Here is a 21,268-nt window from a genome sequence, read left to right as displayed (position 1 = left end):
ACAATGAAATACCCTATAGTTAATTGGTCGTTACTCGACGAAAAAGCTAAACAAGACACGTTAGCACGCCCTGCTATTGCTGATAGTGCCACGCTATCAGAGCAAGTAGCGAGTATTCTTGATTTGGTGAAAACACAAGGTGATAAAGCATTATACAATTTAACTGAAAAGTTCGATGGTATTGCATTAAAAACCTTAACCGTTTCTCAAGAGCAATTAGAAGCCGCTGTAAAAGCACTTTCACCAAAACGCTTAAAAGCGATTGAAACGGCTTATGGTCAAATTAAACGTTTTCACGAAGCACAAAAACATCAAGATATTGCCGTTGAAACAACCCCCGGCGTTAACTGTGTTTTAAAATCTGAAGCCATTGAAAGTGTTGGTTTATATATACCTGCAGGCAGTGCGCCATTACCTTCAACGGTATTAATGCTAGGTGTACCATCACAAATTGCCGGTTGTAAAAGATCAGTATTAGTATGCCCACCAGACAAAGATGGTAAATTAGCTAACGAAATTTTAGCTGCTGCAAATTTATGTGGCATTACCGAAATATACACAGTGGGTGGCGCACAAGCTTGTGCCGCGTTAGCTTTTGGTACTGAAACCATTAAGTCGGTGAATAAAGTGTTTGGCCCAGGCAATAAATTTGTAACTGAAGCTAAAAAGCAGCTGTCTCAACAAGTCGCTGGTTTTGCCATTGATATGCCTGCTGGCCCTTCTGAAGTATTAGTGATTGGTGACGAAAACAGTAACCCTGCTTTTATCGCATCAGATCTATTATCTCAAGCAGAGCATGGTCCAGACAGCCAAGTTATTTTAGTGTCAAACAGCGAAAGTTTATTAAGCGCTGTAGATGTTGAATTACAAAAGCAAGTGGCTTTATTAAGCCGTTGCAATATAGCTACCGCCGCTCTTGAACACTGTCGTTTAATTTTAACAACGTCTATTGAACAAGCGGTTGAAGTATCGAACGAATATGGTCCAGAACATTTAATTGTACAAACCGATAACGCGAGTAGCTTAGTAAGTAAGTTACGTAATGCAGGTTCTATTTTTGTAGGTGCTTTTACACCAGAATCTGCTGGTGATTATGCAAGTGGTACAAACCACGTATTACCTACTTATGGTTATTCAAAAGTGGTAAGCAGCTTATCTTTAGCCGATTTTTCACGACGTTTTACTGTACAAGAAATTACACGCTCTGGTTTAGCAAGTTTAGCTGAATGTATTATCGAATTGACTGATGCTGAAGGATTAGATGCTCACCAACGTGCTGTCACTATTCGTTTAGAGGATGCAAAGTAATATGAGTAATTCTAGTTCAACCGTACCCTCAATAGTAAACAAGCTCGCTAGAGCTGAACTGGTAGACATGATCCCCTATGAGTCAGCTCGTCGCTTACATGCTGGTAATGGTGAATTTAACAATAAAACATGGTTAAACGCTAACGAAGCTGCAGGATTAGGAAATTATGAGATCAGCGCTGACTGTATAAATCGTTACCCTGACTTTCAACCTGACTCATTAATAAACGCCTACAGTGAATATAGCCAACAGCCTAAAAGCAATATACTTGCAACACGTGGTGCAGATGAAGGTATTGAATTAATTATTCGTACGTTTTGTAAAGCGTATGAAGACAGCATTCTTATTTGCCCACCAACATATGGTATGTATGCCATTAGTGCAGAAAATCACGGTGCAGGTATTGTTAGAGTACCTTTGCAAAGTGAAACAGGTATCAACGAATTAGATATTAACGCGCTAAAGCAACAAGTGGGTAATGCAAAAGTTGTGTTTTTATGTTCGCCGGGCAATCCTACAGGTAATTTATTACCTCACGCACAAATTAAAGAAGTACTTGAGCTATTTAAAGACACCGCTATGGTAGTTGTTGATGAAGCTTATATCGAATTTAGTGCAGATAAGTCGGTTGCTAGCTGGTTACCTCAGTACGATAATTTAATTGTTTTAAGAACCTTATCTAAAGCTTTTGCATTAGCTGGTTTACGCTGCGGATTTACTTTAGCAAATAGTGATGTTATTGCGATGTTAAGTAAAGTGATTGCGCCTTACCCTATTTCAGCACCTGTTGCAGAAATAGCAAGTAAAGCGTTAAAAGGTGATAACTTAACGGTAATGACCGAACGTGTTAAATCGACTAACACGCTTGCTAAAGAATTGTCTACTTGGTTAAAAGCACAACAATGGTGTACTCAAGTTTTTCCAACGGATGCAAACTTTGTGTTATTTAAAACACCTCATAAAGCTTTTGTTTTTGAAGCACTTTTAGCAGAAAACATATTAATTAGAGATCAATCTAAACAACCGCAACTAGCCGATTGTTTACGTATTAGTATTGGCAGTAAGTCAGAATTAGCTTCATTAAAACAAGTTATTGAAACAGCATTTTCTAACTTAAAATCTTAAACAAGCAAACTACAGAGAAATAAAATGGCACAGCAAAACATATTATTTATTGATCGCGATGGCACCTTAATTGAAGAACCGATCAGCGACAAACAAGTAGATACCTTAGAAAAGCTTGTTTTTGAACCTAATGTAATTCCTGTTTTACTAAAATTACAAAGCAAAGGTTATCGCTTAGTAATGGTATCAAACCAAGATGGCTTAGGTACCGACAGCTACCCACAAAGCGACTTTGATTTACCTCATAACAAGATGATGGATATTTTCGCTTCTCAAGGTGTTATTTTTGATGACGTTTTATTATGTCCTCACTTTGATTCAGACAACTGCTCTTGCCGTAAACCTAAACTAGGTATGGTAAGCGAGTACTTACAACAAGGTAAAGTTAACTTTGCTAACTCTTTTGTTATTGGTGACAGAATTACTGACATTCAATTAGCTGAAAATATGGGGATTACAGGTATTCAATATAATCCTGAAACCCTAAATTGGAACGACATTGCTGAGCAGTTACTTGTTAAAGCACGTACTTCTAAAGTAACTCGTACCACTAAAGAAACCGACATTAATATTGAAATAAACTTAGATAAAGTAGGCGCTTCAGAAATTAATACAGGCCTTGGCTTTTTTGACCACATGTTAGATCAAATATCTACCCATGCGGGATTTTCAATGATTGTTAAAGTAGATGGTGATTACCATATTGATGATCATCACAGCGTTGAAGATACTGGCCTTGCTTTAGGCCAAGCTTTAAAAGAAGCGCTAGGCGATAAACGCGGTATTGGCCGTTTTGGTTTTGTATTACCTATGGACGAATGCCGTGCAGAATGTAGCTTAGATATTTCAGGTCGCCCTTGGTTAGAGTTTAACGCAAACTTTAGCACCGAAATGGTAGGTGGTATGTCTACACAAATGGTACATCACTTCTTCCATTCGTTATCGCAAGCTATGGCTGTTACGTTACATTTATCAACAAGTGACGGTAACAGTCATCATCAAGTAGAAAGTTTATTTAAAGTATTTGGCCGCGCATTACGTCAAGCAATTGAAGTAAAAGGCGATGTTTTACCTAGCTCAAAAGGTTCATTGTAATGTCGAGCAGTAATTCAAAACTAAACGTTATTGTTGATACCGGTTGTGCCAACTTATCTTCAGTACAATTTGCTGTTGAGCGCATAGGTTTAAAAGCGCTCATTACAGATGATGTTGAAATTATAAAATCTGCTGATAAAGTGATTTTACCCGGTGTTGGTAATGCTAAACATGCGATGGCTAACATCCATAAAAAAAATCTAGCCCCTACGATTCAAAACTTAACTCAACCTGTTTTAGGCTTTTGTTTAGGTATGCAATTAATGACAGAAAGCTCTCATGAAGGAGATTTTTCTGGCGAGTTAGAAATAATTGATTGCTTAAACCTAATACCCACACAAGTAAAACCACTTGCAGCTAATGGCTTACGCTTACCGCATATGGGTTGGAATACCTTAACTTCGGTAATCGAGCACCCTGTTTTTCAAGGTATTAACACGGGCGAATACTTTTACTTTGTACATAGTTTTGCTGTACCTGTAGGTGAATTTACTGCGGCTACTTGCCAATACGGCACTGAGTTTTCAGCCGCTATTGCTAAAGACAACTTTATTGGCTGTCAATTTCACCCTGAACGTTCAGGTAATGCCGGTAGTAAAATTATTAAAAACTTTTTGGAGATGTAAGCCATGATGATCCCAGCAATAGACCTTATCGATGGTCAAGTAGTTCGACTTTATCAAGGCGATTACGAACAAAAAACAAATTACGACTATACAGCAAAAGAACGTCAAGATTTATACTCACAAGCAGGTGCAACCGTAATGCACTTTGTTGACTTAGACGGCGCTAAAGACTCAACTAAACGCCAGCTAACGCTACTTAAAACATTAGTCAATCACGAAAAAATGACCATTCAAGTGGGTGGCGGTGTTCGTTCTAAAGAAGATGTTGAACAACTTTTAACGGTAGGCGCTGACCGCGTAGTTATCGGTTCGTTAGCCATTAAACAACCTGAACTAGTTGCACAATGGATACAGGAATTTGGCGGCGAAAAAATCGTTTTAGCACTTGATGTTAAAATTGATGAAAACGGTAATAAAACCTTACCTACTCACGGCTGGATAAAAGACAGTGGCGTTAACTTAGAAGAGTTATTAGAACACTATCAAGATGCCGGTTTAAAACACGTACTTTGTACTGACATAAGTAAAGACGGTACGCTATCGGGTTCAAACGTTACTATGTACACTGAATTATGTGCACAGTATCCTGAACTTGATTGGCAAGCATCAGGTGGCATTGGTTCATTAGACGATATTAAAGCTTTAATTCCAACAGGCGTTAGCGGCGTAATTTTAGGTCGTTCATTACTTGAAGGTAAGTTTACTTTAGAGGAAGCTATCGCATGCTGGCCAAACGTATAATCCCTTGTCTTGATGTTAAAGACGGTAAAGTAGTTAAAGGCGTTAAATTCCGTAACCATGAAATTATCGGTGATATTGTTCCCCTAGCTGAACAATACGCAAAAGCAGGTGCTGACGAACTCGTATTTTACGATATTACCGCAAGCGCCGACGGTCGTGTTGTCGATAAAAGCTGGGTTACCCGTATAGCACAAGTTATTGATATTCCTTTTTGTGTCGCTGGCGGTATTAAAACTGAAGCTGACGCACAACAAATATTAAAAATGGGTGCTGATAAAATTAGTATTAACTCTCCGGCTTTAATGGACCCAACCTTAATTTCACGTCTTGCTGATCAGTTTGGTCAACAGTGTGTTGTAGTAGGTATAGACAGCTTCTTTAATGAAGAAACTGGTGAGTATCAGGTTTATCAATTTACCGGTGATGAATCACGTACACAAAAAACCTCATGGACTACGTTTGAATGGATCAAAAAAGTTCAAGAACTAGGTGCTGGTGAAATTGTTTTAAACTGCATGAACCAAGATGGTGTGCGTAAAGGTTACGACATAAAACAACTTGAGCAAGCACGCGCTGTTTGTAATGTACCTTTAATCGCTTCTGGCGGTGCTGGTGAAATGGTGCATTTTAGCGATGTATTTCAACAAGCTGATGTTGATGGTGCGCTAGCTGCCAGTGTTTTCCATAAAGGCATCATCCCTATCTCTGAATTAAAAGAGATGCTCAAACAGAATAAAGTTGAGATCCGACTTTGTGAGGAAAAAACATGTTAGTTACTTTAGAAAATAGCCAAGAACTTGCTTGGGATAAAATGGACAACCTATTACCTGCAATTATTCAAGATGCTGCAACTGGCGCTGTATTAATGCAAGGTTTTATGAATCAAGAAGCCTTAGAGGCAACGTTAAAATCAGGTAAAGCCACTTTCTTTAGTCGTTCTAAACAACGCTTATGGATGAAAGGCGAAAGTTCGAATAATACATTAGATGTTAAACAAGTATTAGCTGACTGTGACAAAGACTGTTTACTCATTGCTGCAAATCCTAATGGCCCTACTTGTCATTTAAATACAACGTCATGTTTCCCTGAAGAGAAACTTAGCCAACAAAACTTTTTAAGCCACTTAGAACGCTTTGTTGATAAACGTGCTAACGATCCTATTGAAGAAAGCTACACAGCAAAATTATTATCTCGCGGTACAAATAAAGTTGCTCAAAAAGTGGGGGAAGAAGGTGTTGAAGTAGTAATAGCCGCTCTTGCTGAAACTAAAGAAGAGTTTTTAGGTGAATGCGCTGACTTGTTTTATCACACGCTTGTACTGTTAAAAGATCAAAATGTAGAGCTTTCTGAAGTAATGGAAGTATTACAAAAAAGACATAATAAATAATCTAACCTATTTATTATTTAACGAGAGGCACTTTTTAGTGCCTTTTTTTATTGCGCTGTTTAATTACGTTAGCTTAATGCTTTATTTAATACATTGCGCAAATTATGATTAAAAGCATAACGATTAAATATTAATAAGCTCAGGTTACAAATTATGCCACAACAATTATTATGGTTCACAAAACCATTCTCATCGCTGACAACAGATGAGTTGTACGACATTTTAAAACTACGTATCGATGTTTTTGTTGTTGAACAAGCCTGTTATTACCCTGATCTTGATGAACATGATAGGCACTCAGACACTATCCATCTTTTTTCCTATTCTCTTAATGAAATTAAAAATAACAACAATGTAATAGCCGCTTATTTACGTATTTTACCTAAAGGCACAACTTATACTGATTATACAAGTATTGGTAGAGTTGTTATTGCCCCCGAATACCGAGGGCAAAAGCTAGGCCATCTATTAATGAAAAAAGCACTAGAGGCGTGTGAAAGATATTTCCCCGAAGAAAGTATAAAAATATCAGCTCAGGCGCATTTAGAAAGCTATTATCAAACTTATGGCTTTAATCGTATTTCAGATATCTATTTAGAAGACAATATCCCTCATATTGCTATGCTAAGAGCCTCATTATGAGTTAGTTTGTTTTTCAAACATTAAATTTAAAAATAGCTTATTTATATATAGATAGAGTGCGCAGTTTAACGACAAATCGAACACTGTTTGTTCAAACAGTCAAAAAGTCTCTTTTTTTATAAAAAAACGGTTGACGTAGGTCAGCGAGATTTGCATAATACGCGCCACTTGCTCAGGCAGGTTGGTTAGGCTACATAGCTCAGTTGGTTAGAGCACATCACTCATAATGATGGGGTCCCAGGTTCGAGTCCCGGTGTAGCCACCATTTTTGAAATGCGGGGTTGGCGGAATTGGTAGACGCGCTGGATTTAGGTTCCAGTATCGCAAGATGTGAGAGTTCAAGTCTCTCACCCCGTACCATTTCAAAGCAGCGTTAGCTGCAAAGTAAGTTACATTGCAGGGGTATAGCCAAGCGGTAAGGCAGCGGGTTTTGATCCCGTCATTCAGAGGTTCAAATCCTCTTACCCCTGCCACTTTCTTTGAAGATTCTTTATAAAATCCATCATATAGAAAAGTTGTATTGTAATTTACATTTGAGTTTTTCTGCAGGGGTATAGCCAAGCGGTAAGGCAGCGGGTTTTGATCCCGTCATTCAGAGGTTCAAATCCTCTTACCCCTGCCACTTCTCAAGTTCTAGAATAATTTAATATTTCCAAAAAGATTATATTATGCGCGGGGTTGGCGGAATTGGTAGACGCGCTGGATTTAGGTTCCAGTATCGCAAGATGTGAGAGTTCAAGTCTCTCACCCCGTACCATTTCATATTATATTCACACTTATCTTATTACACCTTTCCTTAATTTTAATATTTATTAAACTTAAAAATTATAATCCACATGCGTACGCTAGCGCTTTCTTTTTAATCACACCTGATTTATTTGCTACTATTAATCCTAGGTTTCGGACGACCTTAGTAATAATTGAAGGATGGCTAAACGACGCATATAAAGTATCCATAGCTGTCATCATAAGTAAATTATCTTTTCTTCTTTGCTTTTCATATCGGGCTATTACACTTACATCAGACCAAACTTCTCCATTGCCTATCGCTGTTGCAATAACATGTTGAAGTGCTTTTACGTCTTTAAAGCCTATATTAACTCCCTGCCCAGCCATAGGATTAATGGTATGGGCCGCATCCCCGAGTAATACCACTCTATTTTTTTGATAAGTATTTGCATGTTTGCGAGTTAATGGAAACGCTCCTTTATTAAGCACTTTAATTTTCCCTAATCGTTGTGGAAAATGCTTCATTACTTCTAATTCAAGTTGCTGATCACTCAAAGCAGACAAGCGCTTAATTTCATTTTTTTGATGATACCAAACTAAAGACGCGTATCCACCGAGTTCACTTATACCGCTAAGCGGAAGCATAGCAACAGGCCCAGTTTCGTAAAACTGTTGCCACGTTATATTTTGTTGGATTAATTCTGTTTCTACGTTAATAAGCATGGCTGATTGGCCGTAATCCCAACCTGTAACACCAATATTAGCTAAGGTTCGAACCTTACTATTAGCGCCATCAGCAGCAATAAGTAATTTTGACGATATTGTATGACTTTCAAGCTCAATAACCACTTCATTCTCGTATTGCTCAAACGATAGCAGTGTATTAGGACAAAAAGCGGTTATATGATTATTGCTTTCTATAGCTTCCCATAAAGAAAGCTGAATCAACCGGTTTTCAACAATATGCCCTAAAATAGGTTGTTTAATCGTTTGTGAATCAAACTCAGTATAAGATAACTGACTTTCCCAAACCCCCAAACGAGAATACGGACACATCCTTTTTTTCGATAACGAATCCCAAACATCGAGTTGCTCAAGTAATTGTTGAGTGGCAACAGAAATTGCTGACACCCTTAAATCAAAAGCTGATTGAGGATCGAATAACTCGCAAGGTTTAACTTCAACTATAGCAACTTTTAACCCCAGATTTGCCAGAGTTAAAGCACTTGCTGCGCCTACCATTCCACCACCTACAACTACACAATCAAAGTTTTTCATCTATAACTATCTTTCGTCCTTCATATGGTTTTATTTTAACGAACCTTTGCAGCTTATACGATATTTAAATAACAACTGCATATTCAGGGCAATTAAAATATGAAAAGACTGAAACATATAAAGATATCTTTCCTATACTCATGAGTGGCATGAAGTAGTTGCTACAATAAAAACAATTTAAATTACTTTTACAAGGAATAATAATGAGTCATTTAGAAGAGAAATTAAAAATAGCTGAAGACATTAACTTAACCTTCGATTTAAGAGAAAAACCTAATTATTCAAACTTAAAAGCTCACCAAGATCGAGCGGTAATTGCTCACTTACGTGCTGATTTAGTACTACCCAATAATAAAATATTAACGGTAGATATAGATTTTGATTCGACAAGTGGCTACCATAACAACACGATGATTATTATGGATGACTTTGGCGTAGATATACTCGCCACAGGATTTGAAACAAAATATGGCAAAGAACATGCCGATAAAATACGCCATGCATGGGCGAATAAAGAACGTCCTTCAGATCCAAGAAAACCCACCTATATGTTGGTGCAAAAGCCTATTGATGAAAATATGGTACCTAAAGTTTTTGTGGTTTGTGGTAGGAAAGATCACATATCTAGCTCAGCAAAAAATATCTTATAAATCATCTGTAACTAAGTGGCATGTATTATTGCCGCTTATATTCCTAACATTTACTTCCACAAATATATCAGCTTCACCCGCAACTCCTCTATCGTCTTATGTAAAACCTCAAAATATAGTTCAAGACAATCATGGTTATATTTGGTTTGGGGGGCAAACAGGACTCTCTCGTTTTGATGGTGTTAATATTATTAGTTTTTCAAGCCAAAGTGCCCAATGGAATATCCCCTTTACTTGGATACATGATATAGCCCTCGAAGGCGATGATTTTATTGTTTCTACTGAATCTCAGCAATTATGGAAGTTTAACCCTCTAACAAGAAAAACATCTCAAATAGAAATCAATCTTCCTTCAAAAACCATCTACAATGCTATTGTTTTTAAAGGAAAATATTATTTAAATATTCCAAAAAATATTTACCAATATACTCCATCAACTAAATCAACGACCCTTATTGCAGAAAGCGTAGATATTTCTTTTTTCAAGAAAACGAACAAAAATTTATATGCAGCAGGTCGAGGCGGGTTGTTTAAATACAAAAACAACACTTTTACCCCCCTAATTAATGAAAATATTTACCATATAAGCACCAACGATAACGGCATTTTAGTTATCACTCAAAAGAACATTATCTTCATTGATGATAATGGTAATCGCCCGACAATACCTAATACTGAAGAGTTAATACTAAGTACTCAGTCTAACGATGGTAATTTTCTCCTACTTAATAAAGCTGGCAACATTGTAAAGCTGTTAGCTAAAAACTTAACTAAAATTGAGCATAATTATCCTGATATTGAACCCTTGATCGCAAAAGATATGATGCTAGACTCATCTAATACTTTATGGATCAGCAGTAATAAAGGTATAAAAAACATATCGCCATCTCCCATAAAAAATCATCCAAAAATCTACAATGTTGCCACTAATGCTAATGAAACAGCCTTATTCAAAAACAATATCCTTGTCGGCAGTTACGGCGACGGCATTCATGTTTTTAACAATAACCGAACAACATTATCATCAGAAATAAATCCATTTCTAACCACATTAGCTAAAAAAACAATGGATTTATTACCTATTGACAATGATCTATACATAGCAACTTTTGATGGGTTATGGGTATATAACTTTTTAGATAAAGAAGTCAAAAAAGTTGATTTTATACACAATAATAAACTTTTACTCAAACTCACTAAAAATCAAAATTTACTTTATATAGCAACTAATTATAACGGTTTCTATATATACAATTTATTAACGAAACATATTATTGACCATATAGATGTAGATAATGGAATAAGCAGTTCAGAAATTATAGATATAATGACCCTTGATAATCATAAAATATGGTTAGCAACATCAAAAGGTATAGATATATATAATCGTTATACAAAGGTGACTCAGCATATTAACTTACCTGGTAAGAGCAAGGTCATATCATTTGCTGTATTCAATAACAAAGTGTACGCCGCAACAAAAGGTGATGGTTTGTTTGTATTAAATTTTCACGGCGATGTTTTATCTCGAATAGGTATAGGTATTGATTTTTCTATGATATCGGTAATACATGATGAAATTTGGGCTCCGGCTCAGCAAGGTTTATACCGTATAAATACAAAAGATAACACCATTGCGCTGGTTCCAAATACTGAACAGTACACCTTTACTGATAGTCCAATAAAACATAACGACAATGTCTATATTCCTCATTATGGAGGCATGCTTGAAGTACCATTAACACAGATAAAGAAATATAACTCGCTGATATCTATTAGTGAAATTACTGTTTCTGGGCAAAAATTCTTAATGAATAAGAATATTAACGTTAACTCCGAAAACGATGTTATATCTTTTAATTTAGCGAGTTTAGATTTTCGTTCAGGTAAGCCTAAAGAATTCCAATATCAAATTAACAATAGCGATTGGAACAGCATATACGGTAATCAATTAACACTAACAGGTTTACAATCAGGTACTTACAAATTAACGATAAAAGGCACAAATAGTTTAGGTCAATGGAGTGATATTCAAGCATTTGCAGAAATCAATGTGGCTTATCCTTGGTATTTAACGCCCAAAATCAAGAACCTTTATCTATTTATCATATGCCTTATTCTGATTGTAGCTGCTTGGTTATTATATCTTAGGTTTAGATCCATTCGCCATATTCATTCCATTCTTTCTAACGATATAAGAATGCATGGTAAAATATCCTTTAATGTTGAAAGAAACCTTAAGCAAGCGAAAGAACTATTATCTAATGATTTTGAAAGTTTTACTCCCGCGCGTTTACATCAAATATCACAAATAGTGAACAAATGTATCGAATCTTTATCTGAAAACGACCAAGATGTTGAACCTAATACTATTAGAGGTAAATCACTAGAAGTTGCTCTACCTTATTTTGTAAACTATATACACGAAAAGTATCATTCAAATATTAATTTACAGATTGATATTTCTGAATCTAGACTTAGCCATGAAATGCAGGCTGATATGTATAAAATAATATACGAGACTATTGTTTCAACAATAATGAATGGAAATGGAAGCAACTTCGAGATAACGATACAAGAATTTAAACAAAAAATATGGCTAACTATTTCAAATGATGAAAATGGCTTTTCAAAATTTAAAAATAAAATAAATTTTGATATATCAATGTATTACATTCGACAAATAGCAAGTAAATACAACGCTTCATTCAACGTTTTCGATAAAGAAAATTCAGGCAGCCAACTCATCATTAGCATCCCACTAATGGATATTTCTTAATATTCTTAACAATACTATTTAATAGCTATAACAACTAGTTAGTTAAAAGTGACCTATTTTTTCTTGTATTAAATACGTTAATTCATTAATTGAAACATTATAATTTACTTACCTGCGTCAACTAAACTGGCGTCTCTTCTAAAGAAAGAGTAAAATACGACTCCTTTTTTAAAATCACTATTGAATTATTAGGCAAGTATTAATGAGTAAAAAGCTTTACATAAAAACATGGGGCTGCCAAATGAACGAGTACGACTCGCAGAAAATGGCTGAACTTCTAGATTCAACTCATGGCTATGAGTTAGCAGACGAAGCTGAAGATGCTGATGTTATTTTATTAAATACTTGTTCGATACGTGAAAAAGCTCAAGAAAAAGTATTTCATCAACTCGGCCGTTGGAAAAATCTAAAAATAACCAACCCCGATCTAGTTATTGGTGTTGGTGGCTGTGTAGCATCACAAGAAGGTGATGCCATTCGTCAAAGAGCGCCTTATGTTGATATGGTTTTTGGCCCTCAAACTTTGCATAGATTGCCAGAAATGATACAACAAGTTACGGGTGATAGAAGTCCTGTTGTTGATGTAAGCTTCCCTGAAATTGAAAAATTTGACCGCTTACCAGAACCTAAAGCTGATGGACCTACCGCCTTTGTTTCTGTAATGGAAGGTTGTAGTAAATATTGTACTTTCTGTGTAGTTCCTTATACGCGTGGCGAAGAAGTAAGTCGTCCGCTTGACGATGTATTATACGAAGTTGCCCAACTCGCAGAGCAAGGCGTACGTGAAGTTAATTTATTAGGCCAAAACGTAAATGGTTACCGAGGTGAATCTCATGACGGTAGCATTTGTCGTTTTTCTGAACTATTACGCTTAATCGCTACGATTGATGGTATTGATAGAATTCGTTATACCACCTCTCACCCTATAGAATTTACAGATGACATTATTGAAGTTTATAAAGACGTTCCTGAACTAGTTAGCCATCTACATTTACCAGTACAAAGCGGTAGCGACCGAATTTTGGTACAAATGAAGCGTGGACATACTGCATTAGAATATAAGTCTCAAATACGTAAATTAAAAAAAGCGCGTCCAGATATTTGTATGTCTTCAGACTTTATTATTGGCTTCCCCGGCGAAACTGACGATGACTTTAAAGCAACAATGAAACTGATCACAGACATTGATTTTGATTTAAGTTTTAGCTTTATTTATAGTGCTCGTCCAGGAACACCAGCAGCAGACTTACCTGATGATGTTTCAGACCAAACTAAAAAAGACCGTTTACAAATATTACAAGACACTATTAGTAATCAAGCATTACGTATTGCACGTCAAATGTTAGGTACAGAACAACGTATTTTAGTTGAAGGCCCTTCTAAGAAAAACCCAATGGAACTTCGTGGCCGTACAGAAAACAACAGAATTGTAAATTTTGAAGCGCCTCATCATGTTATTGGCCAATTTGTTGATGTAAAAGTTACCGATGTTTATTCTAACTCTCTGCGTGGTGAATTAATAAGAGAAGAGAAAGATATGGGATTACGTGTTTCACATTCTCCTGCCGACATTCTTGCAAACAATCACCACCAACAAGCAAAACATGGCGCAAACGAAATCGGTGTAAGTACTTTCACCCCTTAATTTAATAAACGTCATAAGTTATTAAAATAACAAATATGACTCTTTTGGATAGTTACTTTGAGTAAAAACAGCAACCACATATTAACATTAGAACCTGAAGATAATTCACGACAAGCCTCTTTATATGGCCCAATGGACGATAACTTAAAAACAATTGAAAAACGTTTAGGCGTTGAAATAAGTTATCGTGGTAATCAAATTAAAATTGTGGGTAAAGAAAACAATTGTTTAGCCGTTAGTAAAATATTAAAAGACTTATATGTAGAAACCAGTACCGTTAAAAATCAGCATCAAAATATTACCGATGAAATGGTTCATCTCGCTATTATTAGCGCAAATGTTTTAGAACAAGAACCAAGTAAAAGTAATCTTGATGTAAATTTTGATAAGTTAATTACAATTAAAACAAAACGTGGTGTTATTAAACCACGAAATGAAAATCAACAAAGTTATGTACACAACGTAATAACTAACGACATTAGCTTTGGTGTGGGTGTTGCCGGTACAGGTAAAACTTATTTAGCCGTGGCTTGCGCGGTTGAAGCATTAGAAAGGCAGGAAGTTAGACGTATTTTATTAACACGCCCAGCAGTAGAAGCTGGTGAGAAACTCGGTTTTTTACCCGGTGATCTCTCACAAAAAGTTGACCCTTACCTACGCCCTCTTTACGATGCATTATTTGAAATGCTGGGTTTTGAAAAGGTAGAAAAACTGATTGAACGTAATGTAATTGAAGTAGCCCCACTTGCATATATGAGAGGCCGTACCTTAAACGATGCCTTTATTATTTTAGATGAAAGTCAAAACACGACCGTTGAACAAATGAAAATGTTTTTAACGCGTATAGGCTTTAATGCAAGAGCAGTAATTACCGGAGACATTACTCAAGTAGACTTACCTCGTGGACAAAAATCTGGTTTACGCCATGCAATAGAAGTGCTTGAAGATATTCCAGGCGTTAGCTTTAACTTTTTCGAATCAAAAGATGTTGTTCGTCATCCTGTGGTTGCAAGGATAATTGAAGCCTATGAAACACACGAAAAGAAAACAAATCGTATTAAAGCAGAGCAAAGTGCTGCCGCAATAGAAAATAAAGCGAAGGCTCAAGAGTAATGGCAGTACAATTAGATGTTCAAATTGCTTGTGAAAATAAAACCTTACCATCAGTAGAACAGTTACAATTGTGGGCTGAAACAGCATTATCCACTATTGAAAACGATCCTGAATTAACCATTCGACTCGTTGAAACAAAAGAAAGCCAACAACTTAATCATCAATATCGTCAAAAAGACAAGCCAACGAATGTTTTATCTTTTCCCTTTGAAGTACCTGAAGGTATTGATATTAACCTATTAGGTGACCTTATTATATGTGCTGACGTGGTTATTCAAGAAGCACAAGAGCAAAACAAAAAGAGTGAAGATCATTGGGCTCATTTAGTTATCCATGGATGCTTGCATTTACTTGGATATGACCATATAAAAGAAGATGAAGCTATTGAGATGGAATCAATAGAAATAAGACTATTATCAATCCTTGGTATAGACAACCCTTACCAAGAAGTATAGATTTCATATTTAAACATTAATTATAGGAAATATAATACCCCATGGGCGATGATAACCCACACTCTAGCAGCGGTTCTTCAAACAAATCACTTTGGACGAAAGTTACACAAGTATTTACAGGAGAACCGAAAAGTAAAGATGAGTTAGTTGATGTCTTAAACGATGCTGAAGATCGAGAACTAATACGACCAGAAACAAAATTAATGATCAAAGGTGTTTTAGAAGTATCTGATATGCGAGTAAGAGATATCATGATACCAAGATCACAAATGGTTACCCTCGATATTAATGACCCTCTTGAAAAGTCACTTCCTAAAATTGTTGAATCTGGACACTCTCGATTCCCCGTTATTAATGAAGATATAGATAAAATTGAAGGGATACTTTTAGCTAAAGACCTCCTTGCCTACGCTTTCCAGCAACAAGATGAAGAATGTACTATAGCAAAGGTTATCAGACCTTCGATTATGGTACCTGAAAGTAAAAAAGTTGAACCCCTATTAAAAGAATTTAGATCGCAGCGTTATCATATGGCTGTTGTTGTAGATGAGTATGGTGGCGTTTCAGGTGTTGTTACTATTGAAGATATTTTAGAGCTTATCGTTGGTGAAATTGAAGATGAAACTGACGATGCAATCGAAGAAGATATTAAGTACCTTGCAGGCCAAGTGTATCAAGTTAAAGCCCTGACTGAATTAGCCGATTTTAACGAATACTTTAACACCAGTTTCAATGAAGAAAACGCCGATACAATTAGCGGTATTATACTCCATCAGTTTGGGCATATGCCTAAAAAAGGTGAAATTGTTAGCATTAATGAATTTGAGTTTAAAATTACTGCTGCCAATAACCGCCGAATTCAAACAATACAAGTTACCGTTCCTAAAGACCACGAAGTTAACGGTAAAAACGTTGATTAGCATTACTCATTTGGATATTCATGTTTTCAACGTTAATCAAATCTCTCAAAGTATTTTTTAGCGCGCCTAAAAACTGGCTTAGCTTTATTGCTGGGCTTAGTTTAGTTTTCGCTTATGCACCATTTTCCTTATGGTGGCTTCCATTTATTACGATTGTGCTTTGGCTTACTCTAATCAACAATAATACGCCTAAAGAAGCAACTAAACAGGGTTTTATTTTTGGTTTTGGTTGGTTCGCCAGCGGTATAAGTTGGGTCCATGTTGCTATAGATCAATTTGGCGGATTACCACTTGCTGTATCTATTTTATTGATGGTTCTTCTCTCTCTTTACTTAGCGGTATTCCCCGCATTAGCAAGTTATTTAGCTGCCAAACTTTCAACTAATAAACAATTTAATGTATGGCTATTTTCTGCATTTTGGTTAATGACTGAATACCTACGTGGTGTATTATTAACGGGGTTTCCATGGTTATCTTTAGGTTATACGCAAATAGATAGCCCTTTAGCTTCCTTGATACCTGTTTTTGGTGAGGTTGGTGTCACTTCAATAGTCTTACTTACTTGTGTTTCAATCCTTCAATTTGTTAAGCGTAAAAATAGATACATATCAGTTAGTATACTTTTATCTACCGCCATCGCAGCAGGCTATTTTAGCCAGACAACTTGGGTGACTCCAACCGGTAAATCTATAAAAGTTGCATTAGTACAAGGCAATATAAAACAAGAAATAAAATGGGCTCCTGAGCAAGAATGGCCTACCATGCTGAAATATTTAGATTTAACACGTGTAAATTATGATGCTGATATCATTATTTGGCCTGAGTCAGCAATTACAGCACTTGAACCTAGGGCCCAAGACTTTTTAACACTAGTAAATAAATCTTCGGCCTTACAAAACAGCGCAATAATAACCGGAATATTAAATTATAACTATGAAGCAAGAGAATACTTTAATAGTTTAATCACCTTGGGTAAAAAACACGAAAGTGATAGTGAAGGAAGCTACGAATACGATCACACAAATAGGTATTCAAAATATCATTTATTACCTATAGGTGAATTTGTTCCTTTTCAAGAATGGTTAAGACCTATTGCTCCATTATTTAATTTACCGCAGTCGTCCTTTTCTTCTGGTGAATATAAACAGCCAAACCTTGTTGCCAAAGACATTAACATATTACCACTTATATGCTTTGAAATAGCTTTTCCGGCGCAATTAAGAGCAAATTTCCAACCAACAACCGATCTATTATTAACGGTTAGTAATGACTCTTGGTTCGGTAACTCCCATGGTCCTCACCAGCATTTAGACATTGCAAGAATGCGAGCCGCAGAGTTTGGACGTCCCTTGCTTCGCTCGACTAACAATGGTGTAACAGCCGCAATAGATCATACAGGTAGTATCATAGGCACTGTTCCACAATTTACTGAAAGTGTACTCAGAGCAGAAATCAACTTAGTCAAGGGAACAACACCTTATGCTAAGTGGGGGCAGTTCATTCAGTGGTTAATTCCATTACTTACCTTACTAACTTATCTATTTAACGCGTTGTTATTTCAACGTAAAACAAAATAAAAAAGCTTTATATTTACTAAATATAAAGCTTTTTTCATCATTTACTCAATAAATTTACGAGCTTTTAGGGTGTAAACTCACTTTGTTTCGGCCACTTTCTTTTGAACGATATAAGGCTTCATCAGCATGTTCAATCCATGCTTCATAAGTTTTAATACTAGGCTCCACTTCAGCAATCCCTAAACTTATAGTATAAGAGAGATCAATATCATTATGCTTAACAATAGACTGAGCAACTTCCTTACGTAATCTTTCAGCAAATATTTGAGCGTTTTCTAAAGGAGTATCGGCCAACAAAATAACAAATTCTTCACCACCATAGCGCCCTGAAATATCAGTTTCGCGTACGTGTTGTCTAATTAATCCAGATAAATGGCGGATAACATCATCCCCAACAGTATGGCCGTATGTGTCATTTACATGCTTAAAGTGATCTATATCTAATATAACTAAACTGCTTGCACTTCTACTTCGACACCAGCGTTTAAATTCAGCATTCAAACAACTTTCCCAGTGACTTCTATTAAACAGCTTTGTTAAACCGTCTGTTTGGCTTAAAACAGCTAGTTCAGTATTAACTCTTTCAAGGTCATTTTTATTTATTGCGTTATCAGTTACATCATAAATAAGTAAACATAAATGGGTTACCAAACCCGTAGACGACATCAAAGGAATAAACGTCGTATTCTGATACATATATTCTGCAGAACCTGTAATTGGACGATAATTTTGAAACTTAAACAAATAAGGCCTTTGTTCCCAAATGGTAAACGCTTTGTTTTTAAGTAAAAAAACAGATTCAGCTTTACGTTTAAACCAATCTTGGGGAATTTCATCGAATAAAGAAAAAATCTCTTTGCCTTTTACTTCTCGTGGTAACAAACCACTATGGTTTTCCATAAAACCATTCCATATTTGAATTTTATATTGGCGATCAAGAACAACTAAACCCACATCAATAGTGTGGAGCATTTCCATCAGCCAATGTAATTCATTCATTTCTTCAGTTTCATGCGACATAGTTAATCCAATAAGTAAGAAATTTTATTGTTAAGTGTTTTCATCGATTCTTCTGTGAATAATAATAACAAGTCACATTTTATCGGGTAATTTTCAATGCTATAGCTTATTTCAATTGCTAGGGTTCGCCTCCAGCGAGTTGAGTTAGTTGCGATAAGTTCAGAAATTTTTCTGTGCTGCCCTAGAACAACAGGGTGCCCTTGACTAAAGTTCATATCAAGTTGCTCTGAAACACCACTTAAACAAGCACCAATTAAAACATTTGCCATGTCCATGAGTAGTTCTAACTCTGAATTTTCATCTAATATTTGCTGATAGTTCATCAAGGTAGCAATATCTTTAAAACTGGAGTCATTAAGTATTAATAGGGCTTCTCCTGACACACCTGCACCTATGAAGCCTTGGCAAATACCTGAAGTACTTTCATTCACTTCAACTGCTGATAAAGCCATACTCAATTCGCTGACTTCAATCAAATTAACATTAGGAATAGGCAAAACAACAAATACATCTAATAATCGTGCTAATAAGTCACCTGCACGCCCCATAGCAACGTTCGCAATTTCTTGATAGCAATCTCTTAAATCAGATTCTAAAAAATCAATTTCAGGCTTGTTAACTGTAGGGGTATCTTCAATCTTAGCTGTAGTTACCGGTGGTAAATTAATTTTAGATGTTGATTCTTCTGCAATAACAAGTGGATCTTGTGTGTCTACTGACTCAGCTGAAGCAGTATAAACACCATAAGCAGAAAGGATTTCAGTGAGTTTTTCTTTACTTACTGGTTTTTGAATAAAGTCTAAAGCACCTAAACTAGTAACTCTTTGATGCGCTTCTGGCTGAATATCTCCCGAAATAACGATAACAAGTGTAGGGAGATCTTGTTCAACAATAGCTTGAAGAACTTCGTATCCATCCATTCCTGGCATGTTTAAATCTAAAAGAAGAACATCACCTTTTCCTGCTTTAATGGCTTCAATACCTTCAAATCCATTGGTTGCAAAACTTATATCGACATCCCAGCCGTCTGGCAAAGAACGCGCTACTTGTTTACGCGCCATATTTGAATCATCACAAATTAATAACGGAGTTGACATACACGCTTATTTCCCTAATTGACTCAAAACTGATAAAAAGAAGAATATAAAAAACAATATTACTAATAACAAGGTTACTTGTTAACAATAGATAATAATAACGAAGACTGCAGATAATTTTTTAAAAAAATTAAATAAAATACGGTAAACTGTCTTCAACCAAATCTGATTGACCTTATTATACAATGAAATTTTTTACATTAATTACCTTTATTTTTATCACTTTACCTCCTTTTTCATCAGCGCATGATAATACACTTCCTGAAAACAGCTCATTAGTAAAAGCTGGAGGAAAATTTGTAACGCTAATAGGCCAACAAATTAACGTGGGTGATAGCGCACCTAATTTTAAAGTGGTAAACGAAAGCTTTTCTCCAGTAACGCTTAAATCTTTTAAAGGTAAAAATATTTTAATATCTGTAGTCCCTAGTTTAGACACAGGTGTGTGTTCAATTCAAACGAAAAAATTTAACGAAAAAGTTGCATCTCTGCCTGCAAACACAATATTTCTAACTATAAGTAATGATTTACCCTTTGCACAAAAACGTTTTTGCACAACTGAAAGCATTAACGGTATTCAAGTTTTATCTGACTCTGTTTGGAGAGACTTCGGTAAAAAATACGGTCTTTTAATAAAAGATATGGGATTATTAACGCGGTCTATTTTTATTATTAATTCTGAACAGAAAATTGTTTATAAAGAGTTGGTTTCCAATATTTCAGATCACCCAAATTATGAAAAAGCTTTTGAAAAAATCTCTTTATTAAATAAACCATTATAAAACAGCAAAAAGAATAAAACATTTATAGTTACTAATCAACAACTTAAAATAAAAACCAAATAAAATAGAAATTTATTTGGTTTTTATTCTTGAAAAAAATCACTTCAATACCATCTATTATAGTGTAGTCGCCGATAGGGTCTACATTAACCGCCTGTTCAAATTGAAAGGCACATTTATCCTGATAATAAATTATTTAAAAATCGTTAATTCGCAATTTAATTGGCTTTAACTATATAGATTTTACTTCTATTGATTTTAACAAAAATAATGATATTTAACGGATATAGCATATTGC

The 21,268-nt window shown here is 35.6% G+C and carries 19 protein-coding genes and 5 tRNA genes; 21 read left to right on the top strand and 3 right to left on the bottom strand.

Features of this window, described 5'->3' with window-relative positions; genetic code table 11:
* The first annotated feature begins 3 nt into the window (after positions 1 to 3).
* The 13 genes from hisD (at position 4) to ACM9HF_RS18275 (ending at position 7,682) form a co-directional block, all read left to right on the top strand.
* Positions 4 to 1,308 carry a histidinol dehydrogenase gene (hisD, locus tag ACM9HF_RS18335; RefSeq protein ID WP_473612802.1) on the top strand — a complete coding sequence of 435 codons (1,305 nt, stop codon included), beginning with the start codon at positions 4 to 6 and terminating at the stop codon, positions 1,306 to 1,308.
* 1 nt (position 1,309) lies between these two features.
* On the top strand, positions 1,310 to 2,434 hold the full coding sequence (hisC, locus tag ACM9HF_RS18330) for a histidinol-phosphate transaminase (protein WP_473612799.1): 1,125 nt from the start codon (positions 1,310 to 1,312) through the stop codon (positions 2,432 to 2,434).
* Positions 2,435 to 2,458: 24 nt separating this feature from the next.
* A complete protein-coding gene (hisB, locus tag ACM9HF_RS18325; RefSeq protein ID WP_473612795.1) occupies positions 2,459 to 3,529 on the top strand; it encodes a bifunctional histidinol-phosphatase/imidazoleglycerol-phosphate dehydratase HisB in 1,071 nt (356 codons plus the stop codon).
* Positions 3,529 to 4,155: an imidazole glycerol phosphate synthase subunit HisH gene (hisH, locus tag ACM9HF_RS18320; protein ID WP_473612793.1), complete on the top strand. Its 627-nt coding sequence runs from the start codon at positions 3,529 to 3,531 to the stop codon at positions 4,153 to 4,155. The genes hisB and hisH overlap by 1 nt, the downstream gene beginning before the upstream one ends.
* Before the next feature lie 3 nt (positions 4,156 to 4,158).
* The gene (hisA, locus tag ACM9HF_RS18315; RefSeq protein ID WP_473612788.1) at positions 4,159 to 4,896 is read left to right on the top strand and encodes a 1-(5-phosphoribosyl)-5-[(5-phosphoribosylamino)methylideneamino]imidazole-4-carboxamide isomerase; all 738 of its coding nucleotides are present in this window, start codon (positions 4,159 to 4,161) and stop codon (positions 4,894 to 4,896) included.
* Positions 4,878 to 5,669, top strand: a complete 792-nt coding sequence (hisF, locus tag ACM9HF_RS18310; RefSeq protein WP_473612784.1) for an imidazole glycerol phosphate synthase subunit HisF — start codon at positions 4,878 to 4,880, stop codon at positions 5,667 to 5,669. The genes hisA and hisF overlap by 19 nt, the downstream gene beginning before the upstream one ends.
* On the top strand, positions 5,663 to 6,283 hold the full coding sequence (gene hisIE / locus ACM9HF_RS18305; protein ID WP_473612781.1) for a bifunctional phosphoribosyl-AMP cyclohydrolase/phosphoribosyl-ATP diphosphatase HisIE: 621 nt from the start codon (positions 5,663 to 5,665) through the stop codon (positions 6,281 to 6,283). The genes hisF and hisIE overlap by 7 nt, the downstream gene beginning before the upstream one ends.
* A 153-nt stretch (positions 6,284 to 6,436) precedes the next feature.
* Positions 6,437 to 6,925, top strand: coding sequence for a GNAT family N-acetyltransferase (locus ACM9HF_RS18300; protein WP_473612778.1), 489 nt, complete (start codon positions 6,437 to 6,439; stop codon positions 6,923 to 6,925).
* Between the two features lie 188 nt (positions 6,926 to 7,113).
* A tRNA-Met gene (locus ACM9HF_RS18295) sits at positions 7,114 to 7,190 on the top strand.
* 10 nt (positions 7,191 to 7,200) lie between these two features.
* Positions 7,201 to 7,285: transfer RNA gene (locus tag ACM9HF_RS18290), tRNA-Leu, on the top strand.
* A 38-nt stretch (positions 7,286 to 7,323) separates the two neighbouring features.
* Positions 7,324 to 7,398 (top strand) — tRNA-Gln (locus tag ACM9HF_RS18285).
* Positions 7,399 to 7,472: 74 nt separating this feature from the next.
* Positions 7,473 to 7,547 (top strand) — tRNA-Gln (locus tag ACM9HF_RS18280).
* A gap of 50 nt (positions 7,548 to 7,597) precedes the next feature.
* A tRNA-Leu gene (locus ACM9HF_RS18275) sits at positions 7,598 to 7,682 on the top strand.
* Positions 7,683 to 7,750: 68 nt separating this feature from the next.
* On the opposite strand, the gene ACM9HF_RS18270 is transcribed toward ACM9HF_RS18275, so the two are convergent.
* Positions 7,751 to 8,932 (bottom strand): FAD-dependent monooxygenase, encoded by a 1,182-nt coding sequence (locus tag ACM9HF_RS18270; RefSeq protein ID WP_473612774.1) that lies wholly within the window; start codon positions 8,930 to 8,932, stop codon positions 7,751 to 7,753.
* Positions 8,933 to 9,135: 203 nt separating this feature from the next.
* On the opposite strand from ACM9HF_RS18270, the gene ACM9HF_RS18265 reads away from it, so the two are divergent.
* The 7 genes from ACM9HF_RS18265 to lnt all read left to right on the top strand — a co-directional run bounded on the left by ACM9HF_RS18265 (position 9,136) and on the right by lnt (position 18,071).
* On the top strand, positions 9,136 to 9,582 hold the full coding sequence (locus ACM9HF_RS18265; RefSeq protein ID WP_473612770.1) for a hypothetical protein: 447 nt from the start codon (positions 9,136 to 9,138) through the stop codon (positions 9,580 to 9,582).
* Complete coding sequence (locus ACM9HF_RS18260) at positions 9,503 to 12,361, top strand: ligand-binding sensor domain-containing protein (protein ID WP_473612766.1); 2,859 nt, start codon at positions 9,503 to 9,505, stop codon at positions 12,359 to 12,361. The genes ACM9HF_RS18265 and ACM9HF_RS18260 overlap by 80 nt, the downstream gene beginning before the upstream one ends.
* 202 nt (positions 12,362 to 12,563) lie before the next feature.
* On the top strand, positions 12,564 to 14,006 hold the full coding sequence (gene miaB, locus ACM9HF_RS18255; RefSeq protein WP_473612761.1) for a tRNA (N6-isopentenyl adenosine(37)-C2)-methylthiotransferase MiaB: 1,443 nt from the start codon (positions 12,564 to 12,566) through the stop codon (positions 14,004 to 14,006).
* 57 nt (positions 14,007 to 14,063) lie between these two features.
* Positions 14,064 to 15,119 (top strand): PhoH family protein, encoded by a 1,056-nt coding sequence (locus ACM9HF_RS18250; RefSeq protein ID WP_473612757.1) that lies wholly within the window; start codon positions 14,064 to 14,066, stop codon positions 15,117 to 15,119.
* On the top strand, positions 15,119 to 15,574 hold the full coding sequence (ybeY, locus tag ACM9HF_RS18245) for an rRNA maturation RNase YbeY (protein ID WP_473612754.1): 456 nt from the start codon (positions 15,119 to 15,121) through the stop codon (positions 15,572 to 15,574). Before ACM9HF_RS18250 ends, ybeY begins: the two co-directional genes overlap by 1 nt.
* A 41-nt stretch (positions 15,575 to 15,615) precedes the next feature.
* Positions 15,616 to 16,494, top strand: coding sequence for a CorC family transporter (locus tag ACM9HF_RS18240; RefSeq protein WP_473612750.1), 879 nt, complete (start codon positions 15,616 to 15,618; stop codon positions 16,492 to 16,494).
* 20 nt (positions 16,495 to 16,514) lie between these two features.
* The gene (gene lnt, locus ACM9HF_RS18235; RefSeq protein WP_473612746.1) at positions 16,515 to 18,071 is read left to right on the top strand and encodes an apolipoprotein N-acyltransferase; all 1,557 of its coding nucleotides are present in this window, start codon (positions 16,515 to 16,517) and stop codon (positions 18,069 to 18,071) included.
* A gap of 54 nt (positions 18,072 to 18,125) precedes the next feature.
* Here lnt and ACM9HF_RS18230 read toward each other — a convergent pair whose 3' ends face one another.
* Both ACM9HF_RS18230 and ACM9HF_RS18225 read right to left on the bottom strand, forming a co-directional pair.
* The gene (locus tag ACM9HF_RS18230) at positions 18,126 to 19,091 is read right to left on the bottom strand and encodes a sensor domain-containing diguanylate cyclase (RefSeq protein WP_473612741.1); all 966 of its coding nucleotides are present in this window, start codon (positions 19,089 to 19,091) and stop codon (positions 18,126 to 18,128) included.
* Positions 19,092 to 19,093: 2 nt separating this feature from the next.
* Positions 19,094 to 20,188, bottom strand: a complete 1,095-nt coding sequence (locus ACM9HF_RS18225; RefSeq protein ID WP_473612738.1) for a response regulator — start codon at positions 20,186 to 20,188, stop codon at positions 19,094 to 19,096.
* A gap of 185 nt (positions 20,189 to 20,373) precedes the next feature.
* Here ACM9HF_RS18225 and tpx point away from each other — a divergent pair, with 185 nt between their 5' ends.
* Positions 20,374 to 20,970, top strand: coding sequence for a thiol peroxidase (tpx, locus tag ACM9HF_RS18220; RefSeq protein WP_473612734.1), 597 nt, complete (start codon positions 20,374 to 20,376; stop codon positions 20,968 to 20,970).
* Positions 20,971 to 21,268 lie beyond the last annotated feature (298 nt).

The sequence above is a fragment of the Colwellia sp. RE-S-Sl-9 genome (assembly GCF_048296855.1).
Taxonomy (GTDB): Bacteria; Pseudomonadota; Gammaproteobacteria; order Enterobacterales; family Alteromonadaceae; genus Pseudocolwellia.
The sequence above is the reverse complement of the archived record's forward strand: the minus strand, read 5'-3'. Positions and strand labels throughout refer to the sequence as shown.

Bases quoted from the DNA above. Each gene is read 5' to 3' on its own strand.
- hisD (WP_473612802.1), top strand. From the start codon at position 4: ATGAAATACCCTATAGTTAATTGGTCGTTACTCGACGAAAAAGCTAAA.
- hisC (WP_473612799.1), top strand. From the start codon at position 1,310: ATGAGTAATTCTAGTTCAACCGTACCCTCAATAGTAAACAAGCTCGCT.
- hisB (WP_473612795.1), top strand. From the start codon at position 2,459: ATGGCACAGCAAAACATATTATTTATTGATCGCGATGGCACCTTAATT.
- hisH (WP_473612793.1), top strand. From the start codon at position 3,529: ATGTCGAGCAGTAATTCAAAACTAAACGTTATTGTTGATACCGGTTGT.
- hisA (WP_473612788.1), top strand. From the start codon at position 4,159: ATGATGATCCCAGCAATAGACCTTATCGATGGTCAAGTAGTTCGACTT.
- hisF (WP_473612784.1), top strand. From the start codon at position 4,878: ATGCTGGCCAAACGTATAATCCCTTGTCTTGATGTTAAAGACGGTAAA.
- hisIE (WP_473612781.1), top strand. From the start codon at position 5,663: ATGTTAGTTACTTTAGAAAATAGCCAAGAACTTGCTTGGGATAAAATG.
- ACM9HF_RS18300 (WP_473612778.1), top strand. From the start codon at position 6,437: ATGCCACAACAATTATTATGGTTCACAAAACCATTCTCATCGCTGACA.
- ACM9HF_RS18270 (WP_473612774.1), bottom strand. From the start codon at position 8,932: ATGAAAAACTTTGATTGTGTAGTTGTAGGTGGTGGAATGGTAGGCGCA.
- ACM9HF_RS18265 (WP_473612770.1), top strand. From the start codon at position 9,136: ATGAGTCATTTAGAAGAGAAATTAAAAATAGCTGAAGACATTAACTTA.
- ACM9HF_RS18260 (WP_473612766.1), top strand. From the start codon at position 9,503: ATGAAAATATGGTACCTAAAGTTTTTGTGGTTTGTGGTAGGAAAGATC.
- miaB (WP_473612761.1), top strand. From the start codon at position 12,564: ATGAGTAAAAAGCTTTACATAAAAACATGGGGCTGCCAAATGAACGAG.
- ybeY (WP_473612754.1), top strand. From the start codon at position 15,119: ATGGCAGTACAATTAGATGTTCAAATTGCTTGTGAAAATAAAACCTTA.
- ACM9HF_RS18240 (WP_473612750.1), top strand. From the start codon at position 15,616: ATGGGCGATGATAACCCACACTCTAGCAGCGGTTCTTCAAACAAATCA.
- lnt (WP_473612746.1), top strand. From the start codon at position 16,515: ATGTTTTCAACGTTAATCAAATCTCTCAAAGTATTTTTTAGCGCGCCT.
- ACM9HF_RS18230 (WP_473612741.1), bottom strand. From the start codon at position 19,091: ATGTCGCATGAAACTGAAGAAATGAATGAATTACATTGGCTGATGGAA.
- ACM9HF_RS18225 (WP_473612738.1), bottom strand. From the start codon at position 20,188: ATGTCAACTCCGTTATTAATTTGTGATGATTCAAATATGGCGCGTAAA.
- tpx (WP_473612734.1), top strand. From the start codon at position 20,374: ATGAAATTTTTTACATTAATTACCTTTATTTTTATCACTTTACCTCCT.